General features: G+C 62.7%; 9 protein-coding genes. 1 reads left to right on the top strand and 8 read right to left on the bottom strand.

Translation table 11 applies throughout. The features are described 5' to 3' along the window. Positions 1-101 precede the first annotated feature (101 nt). The 8 genes from RMO95_RS18515 to thrS form a co-directional block, all read right to left on the bottom strand. On the bottom strand, positions 102-473 hold the full coding sequence (locus RMO95_RS18515; protein WP_310452142.1) for a MerR family transcriptional regulator: 372 nt from the start codon (positions 471-473) through the stop codon (positions 102-104). Then, entirely contained in the window at positions 454-759 is a 306-nt protein-coding gene (locus tag RMO95_RS18510; protein ID WP_310452141.1) for an integration host factor subunit alpha, read from the bottom strand. The genes RMO95_RS18515 and RMO95_RS18510 overlap by 20 nt, the downstream gene beginning before the upstream one ends. Before the next feature lie 17 nt (positions 760-776). Then, positions 777-3167, bottom strand: a complete 2391-nt coding sequence (gene pheT / locus RMO95_RS18505; RefSeq protein WP_310452140.1) for a phenylalanine--tRNA ligase subunit beta — start codon at positions 3165-3167, stop codon at positions 777-779. A gap of 25 nt (positions 3168-3192) precedes the next feature. Beyond that, entirely contained in the window at positions 3193-4248 is a 1056-nt protein-coding gene (gene pheS / locus RMO95_RS18500) for a phenylalanine--tRNA ligase subunit alpha (protein WP_310452139.1), read from the bottom strand. Between the two features lie 141 nt (positions 4249-4389). After that, a complete protein-coding gene (gene rplT, locus RMO95_RS18495) occupies positions 4390-4749 on the bottom strand; it encodes a 50S ribosomal protein L20 (RefSeq protein WP_041099570.1) in 360 nt (119 codons plus the stop codon). An 11-nt stretch (positions 4750-4760) separates the two neighbouring features. Further along, positions 4761-4958, bottom strand: coding sequence for a 50S ribosomal protein L35 (gene rpmI / locus RMO95_RS18490; protein WP_310452138.1), 198 nt, complete (start codon positions 4956-4958; stop codon positions 4761-4763). 119 nt (positions 4959-5077) lie between these two features. Next, positions 5078-5605 carry a translation initiation factor IF-3 gene (gene infC / locus RMO95_RS18485; RefSeq protein ID WP_310452144.1) on the bottom strand — a complete coding sequence of 176 codons (528 nt, stop codon included), beginning with the start codon at positions 5603-5605 and terminating at the stop codon, positions 5078-5080. Between the two features lie 28 nt (positions 5606-5633). After that, on the bottom strand, positions 5634-7550 hold the full coding sequence (thrS, locus tag RMO95_RS18480) for a threonine--tRNA ligase (RefSeq protein WP_310452137.1): 1917 nt from the start codon (positions 7548-7550) through the stop codon (positions 5634-5636). 148 nt (positions 7551-7698) lie between these two features. On the opposite strand from thrS, the gene RMO95_RS18475 reads away from it, so the two are divergent. Next, positions 7699-8124 (top strand): nuclear transport factor 2 family protein, encoded by a 426-nt coding sequence (locus RMO95_RS18475; protein ID WP_310452136.1) that lies wholly within the window; start codon positions 7699-7701, stop codon positions 8122-8124. Positions 8125-8163: the final 39 nt, after the last annotated feature.

Genomic DNA, 8163 nt, shown 5'->3' with positions numbered 1-8163 from the left:
GGGATTCGAACTCGCGACCCCTTGCACCCCATGCAAGTGCGCTACCAGGCTGCGCCACGCCCCGACTGCGCGAATTATAACAAAGGAAACGTCCGGCGGCGTCAGGCAGCGCGCAGGAATTCGATGATGGCGGCGAGTTCGGCGCGCACCGACGCCTGCGAGGCGCCGCCCTGCGCCTCGGCAGCATCGTGCAGCTTGCCTGGGCCATCCTCCAGGCGATTGCGCGCGCCGCTGATGGTGAAACCTTCCTGGTACAGCAGTTCGCGGATGCGCCGCACCAGCAGGACTTCATGGTGCTGGTAGTAGCGGCGGTTGCCACGCCGCTTGACGGGACGCAGTTGTGTGAACTCCTGCTCCCAGTAGCGCAGGACATGCGGCTTGACGCCGCAAAGTTCGCTCACTTCACCGATGGTGAAGTAGCGCTTGGCCGGTATCGGCGGCAGTTCGTCCCGGCTATTGCTGGACGTTGCCACGCGGGAATGCCTCGACCGCCGCCTTGAGTTTCTGGCTGGCGTGGAAGGTGACGACGCGGCGAGCCGTGATCGGAATTTCCTCGCCCGTCTTGGGATTGCGCCCCGGACGTTGCGGCTTTTCGCGCAACTGGAAATTGCCAAAGCCGGAAAGCTTGACGCTGTCGCCCTTTTCGAGCGCCAGACGCACTTCGTCGAAAAAGGCTTCGACCATGTCTTTGGCTTCGCGCTTGTTGAGGCCAACTTTTTCGAACAACAGGTCGGCGAGTTCCGCCTTGGTCAATGTCATATAAGCTCCGACTGCGTTTATCCGCGCAAGGACGCATGGAAATCCCGGCTGGCGACTGCCAGCAGATCGGCGATTACCGCCTCCACTTCCGCATCCTCGAGAGTACGTTGAGTATCTTGCATAACTATACGAAAGGCAAGGCTCTTTTCGTTTTCAGCCAGGCCCTTGCCCTGATATACGTCGAACAAGGCCACATCGCGCACGACGGCCGGCGCGGCGGCGCGCAGGGCGGTCAGTAGGGGCGCCAAAGTCTGGCTTTGCGGCACCACCAGTGCCAGATCCCGGATCACCGCGGGGAATCGGGAAACTTCCTCATAGCGGGAGAAGGGTGTCGCCAGCAGGGCGGCCAATTCGAGTTCGAAAACTACCGGGGCGGTGCCCAGTTCGTACTTCTGCACCCAGCGCGGATGCAGTTCGCCAAGGAAGCCCACCGGCCGGCCATCGAGACTGACCGTGGCACAGCGGCCCGGATGCAGCGCCGGATGCCCGGCTTTGACGAATTCGAGGCGACGCGGTGCGAAGAGGGCTTCGATGTCGGCCTTGACGTCGTAGAAATCCACCCGGCTGGCGGGCGCTCCCCATTGCTCCGGCAGCGCCGAACCGGCGGCCAGGCCGGCCAGGCGCAGCGGCTGATCGAATCCGGCGACCGGACCGGCAGCAGCGTCGCGCATGAAACAGCGCCCCAGTTCGAAAATACGTACCCGCTCCGTCTGCCGCTTGCGGTTGGCGACCAGGGCTCCGACCAGGCCGCCGATCAGCGTCGAGCGCATCACACCCATCTGGCTGGCGATCGGATTGGCCAGCACGATGGGCGCCGCACCCGTGGCCTGGACGGCGGAAAAGTCGGCTTCCCACTGTGCCTCGACGAAGCTGTAGGTCACCACCTCGTGATATTCGCGTTCGGCCACCAGACGGCGCAGGCTCATGGCCGTGCGGCTGTGCTCGGTGGCCGGCATCATGGCCATCTGCGCCACCGGCGGCGGGGAAGGAATGTTGTCGTAACCGTGGATGCGCGCGATCTCCTCGATCAGGTCTTCCTCGATTTCGATGTCGAAACGGAAGGACGGCGGCGTGACGAGGAAATCCTCGCCCTGCCGCTCGACGCCGAGGCCGAGGCTCTTGAGTATGCTTTCGATGCGCTCGGCACCGAGTCGAATGCCGATCACCTTGGCGGCACGCGCCGTGCGCAGGCGCACGGGTTTGCGTGTGGGCAGGTGCGCGGCCGACACCGCCTCGACCACCGGGCCGGGCTGTCCGCCGCAGGTTTCGAGAATCAGTTGCGTCGCGCGTTCGATGGCCTTGCGCTGCAGTTCGAAATCGACGCCGCGCTCGTAGCGATGCGAGGCATCCGAGCTGAAGCCCAGCGCGCGGGCCTTGCCGGCGATGGCGACGGGCGGGAAAAAGGCGCTTTCGAGGAACAGGTCGCGGGTGGCGTCGCCGATGCCCGAATGCTCGCCACCCATGACGCCGGCCATCGCCAGCGGTTTCTCATCGTCGGCGATCAATGCGGTGTCGGCCGACGGCGTCACGGTCTGTTCGTTCAGCAGCAGCAGTTGCTCGCCAGGATTGGGCAGGCGCACATGGATCGCGCCCGAGAGTTCGGCGTCGTCGAAGGCATGCAGCGGCTGGCCGAGTTCGAGCATCACGTAGTTGGTGACGTCGACCAGGAAGGAAATCGAGCGGATGCCGCTGCGCTCGATGCGCCGCTTCATCCATTCCGGCGTCGCGGCGCGGGCATCGACACCGCGCACGATGCGGCCGCAGTAGCGCGAGCACGAAGCGGGGGCGTCGAGCACCACCTGGCGCGTGTCGGCAACGCTTGCGGCGACCGGCTCGACCTCGGGCGCCAGCAGCGGCGCACCGGTCAGTGCCGAGAGCTCGCGCGCAATGCCTAGCAGCGACAGGCAGTCGGCCCGGTTCGGCGTCAGCTTGAGCGTGATCAGGTGATCGTCGAGATCCAGGTGGCGGCGGATGTCCTCGCCCACCTGCGCATCGGCGGCCAGCGGCAGCAGGCCGCCGTGGTCGTCGGAAAGTCCGAGTTCGCGCGCCGAGCAAAGCATGCCGAAACTCTCGATGCCGCGCACCTTGGCGCGCTTGATTTCGATGCCGGGCAGCCTGGCGCCGACGCGTGCGCACGGCACCTTCATGCCGGCGGCAACATTCGGCGCGCCGCAGACGATCTGCAGCGGCGCGGCTTCGCCGACATCGACGGCGCAGAGCTTGAGCTTGTCGGCGTCAGGGTGCTTGTCGACGCTCAGCACCTGTGCCACGACGACATTCGAAAAGTTGGCGCTGGCGGGACGGCGTTCCTCGACTTCGAGGCCGGCCATGGTCAGCACATGGCAGAGTTCCTCGCTCGACAACGAGGGATTGCAAAGACTGCGCAGCCAGGATTCGGAAAATTGCATGACGGTTCAGGTTCGCACGTAGCGCTCAGTGGAACTGCGAAAGGAAGCGCAGATCGCCTTCGAAAAACAGGCGCAGGTCGGGGATCGAATAGCGCAGCATGGTCAACCGGTCCGGGCCCATGCCGAAGGCGAAACCCGTGTACTTTTCGGGATCGAAGCCGCCGAAGCGCAAGACGTTGGGATGGACCATGCCGCAACCGGCGATTTCCAGCCAGCGTCCTTCCAGCGCACCGCTCATGAAGGCGACATCGATTTCGGCGGACGGCTCGGTGAAGGGAAAGAAGGAGGGACGGAAACGCACCTTGAGATCGTCGGATTCGAAGAAGCGCCGCAGGAAATCGGCGACCACGCCCTTGAGATCGGCGAAGCTGACGTTCTCCCCGACCCAGAGGCCTTCGACCTGGTGGAACATCGGCGAATGCGTGGCATCGGAATCGACGCGATAGACGCGGCCGGGGCAGATCACGCGCAGCTCGGGCATCGATTCCAGGTGCTTGTAGCGTTCCGTGTGCGCCAGCATGGAACGGATCTGCACGGGGCTGGTGTGGGTGCGCAGCAGCACGTCTTCCTGCGGCTTGCCGCCATGTTCACTCGGGCCCTGTAGATAAAAGGTGTCATGCATCGAACGCGCCGGGTGATTCTCGGGCGTGTTGAGCGCGGTGAAGTTATGCCAGTCGGTTTCTATCTCGGGGCCGTCGGCGACATTGAAGCCGATCGAACGGAACAGCTGTTCGATGCGGTCCAGGCTGATGATCACCGGATGCAGGCTGCCGCGCAGGCTTCCGCGCCCGGGCAAGGTCACATCCAGCGCTTCGGTGGCCAGCTGGGCTTCGAGCTGGGCGTTCTTCAACGCCTCGCGCCGCGTCGTCAACGCCGACTCTATGCGTTCCTTGGCAATGTTGATCGCCGCGCCGGCGCTCTTGCGCTCTTCGGCCGGCAACTTGCCGAGGCCCTTGAGCAGCGCCGTGAGCGAACCTTCCTTGCCCAGATAGCGCGCCTTGGCATCTTCCAGCCGCGCTGGCTCGGTGGCCGCGGCAAAGTCGGCCGTCGCCGAGGCGATGAGTTGATCCAGATTGTTCATTGATGACGGTTATGGACAGCAACAAAACGCAGTTTCAGCGCAGGCTAACGCCGGGCGTTATCGGCATCAAGCGCAGCGGCCGCAACTAAAAAAAGGAGGCCCCCAACAGCCCTGGGCCTCCTTCTCCGGGTACGGCGAGACTCAGGCCGTCAGCTTGGCCTTGGCCTGTGCGGCCAGGGCGGCGAATGCCGGCTTGTCGAACACCGCGAGGTCGGCCAGCACCTTGCGATCGACTTCGATCGAAGCCTTCTTCAGGCCGTTCATGAAGGTGCTGTACTTCATGCCCAGTTCGCGGGCCGCCGCATTGATACGGGCGATCCACAGCACGCGGAACTGCCGCTTCCGCTGACGACGGTCGCGGTAGGCATATTGTCCGGCCTTCATCACCGCTTCTTTGGCGATGCGATAGACCTTGCTGCGCCGGCCGCGGTAACCCTTGGCCAGGTCGAGAACCTTCTTGTGGCGCGCGCGCGCCGTTACACCACGTTTTACTCTTGGCATGGTGTCTCTCCTTAACCGTTAGGCAGCATGGCGCGAACCGACTTGACGTCGGAGGCGTGCACGGTGTGCACACCGCGCAACTGGCGCTTGCTCTTGGTGGTTTTCTTGGTCAGGATGTGGCGCTTGAACGCACTCCCGCGCTTGATGCCGCCGGAAGCGCGCACGACAAAGCGCTTCTTGGCACCGCTCTTGGTCTTCATCTTCGGCATCGAAGATCTCCCTATTACATGGCTGCCAGGTGTTTCCCGCCTCGGGAATGCTTGGTGACCTGCAACCACTTCTTGTTTCCGCATGCATTGCATGCGGAACAAATTCTCTTGCTACTTGCTCAATGCGGCTTTTTCTTGGAAGCTGCCAGCACCATGATGAGCTGGCGCCCTTCCATTTTCGGCCACTGCTCCACCATCGCCTGCTGCTCCAGGTCCAGCTTGATCCGTTCCAGCATGCGCATGCCAATTTCCTGGTGCGCCATTTCACGTCCGCGGAAACGCAGGGTAATTTTCGCCTTGTCGCCTTCGCTCAGAAACTTGATCACATTGCGCAGCTTGATCTGGTAATCGTTCTCGTCGGTACCGGGGCGGAACTTGACTTCCTTCACCACCACCTGCTTCTGCTTCAGCTTGGCCTCGTGCTGACGCTTGGCTTCCTGGTACTTGAACTTGCCGATGTCCATGATCTTGCAGACGGGCGGCACGGCTGTGGGAGCGATTTCCACCAGATCCACACCGGCCTCTTCGGCCAGCGCCAGCGCCTGACGAATCGGGACGATGCCCAGTTGCTCTCCGTCTTCCCCGACCAAGCGAACCTCGGGGGTGGTGATCTCTTCGTTGAGACGCTGCGATTTATCCTGAGCGATGGTTCAAATCTCCAAAAAATTCAAAAAATCAGACCGTTGCGCCTCTGTTGCACTGTTCATGCAGCAGACGCTCGATCAAGGCCTGGGGGGACATCTGCCCGAGATCCTGATTGCCGCGGGCACGTAAAGCAACCAACCCTGCAGCCTTTTCCTTGTCACCGACGACAACGATATAAGGCCGCTTCAACAAGCTATGTTCGCGGATTTTATAGTTTATTTTCTCTCCGCGCAAATCGCTGTCGACACGCAGGCCGGCGTCGCGCAGCATTTTTGCCACATTTTCCGCGTAATCCGTCTGCGCTTCGGAGATATTCGTGACCACCACCTGCACCGGTGCCAGCCAGAGTGGAAGGGCACCGGCGTGGTTTTCGATCAGGATGCCGATGAAACGCTCCAGCGAACCGAGGATCGCGCGATGCAACATGACCGGGGTATGGCGGCTGTTGTCCTCGCCGACATATTCGGCACCCAGACGCCCGGGCATCGAGAAATCAACCTGCACGGTGCCGCATTGCCAGGACCGGCCAATGGCATCCTTGATATGGAATTCGATCTTGGGACCGTAAAAAGCCCCTTCGCCGGGAAGTTCGTCCCATGCCAGGTTGCTGGCGGTGAGCGCTGCGCGCAAGGCGTTTTCGGCCTTGTCCCAGAGATGATCCTCGCCCACCCGGCTATCGGGGCGCAGCGCGAGCTTGACGGCCACGTCGTGAAAGCCGAAGTCGCCATAAACCTTGCGCAACAGGTCATTGAAGGCCGTGACTTCGGACTGGATCTGGTCTTCGGTGCAGAAAATATGTCCGTCGTCCTGGGTAAAGGCACGCACGCGCATCACGCCGTGCAGCGCCCCCGACGGCTCGTTGCGATGGCAGGAACCGAATTCGCCGTAGCGCAGCGGCAGTTCGCGGTAGGAGCGCACGTCGGTGTTGAAAATCTGCACATGGCCCGGGCAGTTCATCGGCTTCACCGCGTAATCGCGGTTCTCCGACTCGGTGGTGAACATGTTGTGCTTGAAATGCTCCCAGTGGCCGGAGCGCTCCCACAGGCTGCGATCGAGGATCTGCGGGCAGCGGACTTCCTGGTAGCCGTTGTCGCGATAGACGCGGCGCATGTATTGCTCGACCTCCTGCCACACGGCCCAGCCGTGCGGATGCCAGAACACCATGCCGGGCGCTTCCTCCTGCAGGTGAAACAGGTCGAGCTGGCGGCCGAGCTTGCGATGGTCGCGTTTCTCGGCTTCCTCCAGCATGTGCAGGTAGGCGTCGAGTTCGTCCTTCTTGGCCCAGGCGGTGCCATAAATGCGCTGCAGCTGCTCGTTGTTCTGGTCGCCACGCCAATACGCGCCGGCCACCTTCATCAGCTTGAACACCTTGAGCCTGCCGGTGGAGGGCACATGCGGACCGCGGCAAAGATCGATGAAGTCGCCCTCGCGATAAAGCGACACGTCCTCGCCCTGCGGAATTGCCGCGATCAGTTCGGCCTTGTAGTGCTCGCCGATGGACTTGAAGAATTCCACCGCCTTGTCGCGCGACCAGACTTCGCGGGTGACCGGAAAATCCTTCTTCGCTAGTTCCGCCATGCGCTTTTCGATGGCTTCCAGGTCTTCCGGTGTGAACGGCCGCTTGTAGGCGAAGTCGTAGTAAAAGCCGTTCTCGATGACCGGACCGATGGTTACCTGCGCCTCGGGAAACAGTTCCTTGACCGCATAGGCCAGCAGATGCGAGGTCGAATGGCGAATGATGTCTACGCCGTCGGCATCCTTGTCGGTGACGATCGCCAGTTGGGCATCGCGCTCGATCAGGAAGGAGGTATCGACCAGCACGCCGTCGACGCGCCCGGCCAGAGCCGCCTTGGCCAGGCCGGCGCCGATCGAGGCGGCAACGGCGGCCACCGTCAGCGCTTGCGGGTATTCGCGTTTCGATCCATCAGGCAGGGTGATCACCGGCATAGTCGCAGCTCCAGAAATGCAACAGGGCGCACGGTTCACGCGGAAATCACGCGGTGCGCCCCACTTTCGATTTTGCGAAATTTTATCACAGCGCCTGCCAGCCTTACGGCATCATTCCGCTCTCGCCACGGGCCCAGGGAGGCAAGCTATGGATATCGATGGATTCATGCAGAATTACCAGCGCGCCTGGGAAACCAGCGACGAAAACCTGCTGGCATCGCTGTTCGCAGCCGACGGCCGCTACCGCAACACGCCTTTCGCCGTCCAGGAAGGGCATGAGGCGATCAAGCAGTACTGGCAGCGCACCAAGCTGCAGACCGACATCCGGCTTAGCTATGAGGTGCTGCAGCGCCACGCCACGGGCGGCATCGCCCACTGGCACACCACCTACCAGGTGACCTCGGAAGACATGTTCAAGATGTGGGCCGCCTCGACCGGCACCAACATGCTGGCGCGCCAGCCCGGCGACCCGCTGCCGCGCCTGGCGCTCGATGGCATCGCCAGCGTCGAATTCGACCAGGACGGACTGTGCCGCGAATTGCGCCTCTGGTGGCATAGCCGGATCGACGACTGAAGAGCTTGCGGTCCGGGCGCGGTGCCCGGGCCGGGAGAT

The organism is Sulfuritalea sp. (assembly GCF_031426875.1).
Classification (GTDB): domain Bacteria; phylum Pseudomonadota; class Gammaproteobacteria; order Burkholderiales; family Rhodocyclaceae; genus Sulfuritalea.
Note: the sequence above shows the minus strand (reverse complement) of the source record. Positions and strands in the feature narration are given on the sequence as shown.

Coding starts and splice junctions, on each gene's coding strand:
- RMO95_RS18510 (WP_310452141.1), bottom strand. CDS start 759: ATGACATTGACCAAGGCGGAACTCGCCGACCTGTTGTTCGAAAAAGTT.
- pheT (WP_310452140.1), bottom strand. CDS start 3,167: ATGCAATTTTCCGAATCCTGGCTGCGCAGTCTTTGCAATCCCTCGTTG.
- pheS (WP_310452139.1), bottom strand. CDS start 4,248: ATGAACAATCTGGATCAACTCATCGCCTCGGCGACGGCCGACTTTGCC.
- rplT (WP_041099570.1), bottom strand. CDS start 4,749: ATGCCAAGAGTAAAACGTGGTGTAACGGCGCGCGCGCGCCACAAGAAG.
- rpmI (WP_310452138.1), bottom strand. CDS start 4,958: ATGCCGAAGATGAAGACCAAGAGCGGTGCCAAGAAGCGCTTTGTCGTG.
- thrS (WP_310452137.1), bottom strand. CDS start 7,550: ATGCCGGTGATCACCCTGCCTGATGGATCGAAACGCGAATACCCGCAA.
- RMO95_RS18475 (WP_310452136.1), top strand. CDS start 7,699: ATGGATATCGATGGATTCATGCAGAATTACCAGCGCGCCTGGGAAACC.